Annotated in this window: 1 protein-coding gene; it reads right to left on the bottom strand. The window is 57.9% G+C overall.

Features of this window, described 5'->3' with window-relative positions; all coding sequences use genetic code 11:
• The coding region (locus tag FDW97_RS13295; RefSeq protein WP_137351158.1) for an MFS transporter at positions 1–214 on the bottom strand (214 nt) is incomplete at both ends.

The following is a 214-nucleotide window of genomic DNA, read 5'->3' as shown; positions in this document are numbered from 1 at the left end:
CCGCCGACAAAGCCGCCAATCAGCGGTCCGATGAACTGGCCAGCGAACTGCGCTGCGACGGAATAGCCAAGAATGCTGCCCACCATACCTTCTGGTACGCGGTGGCGTATCACTGCTGCAATACAAGGCAATAAGCCTCCGAGTGCCAGTCCCATAAGGAAACGCAGGGCAATCAGTTGCCACCCGGAGGTGACAAATGCCTGAGGGATCAGCA

The sequence above is a fragment of the Citrobacter sp. wls708 genome (assembly GCF_005281255.1).
In the GTDB taxonomy this organism is placed as follows: Bacteria; Pseudomonadota; Gammaproteobacteria; order Enterobacterales; family Enterobacteriaceae; genus Citrobacter; species Citrobacter werkmanii.
This window is presented reverse-complemented; position numbering and strand designations above follow the sequence as displayed.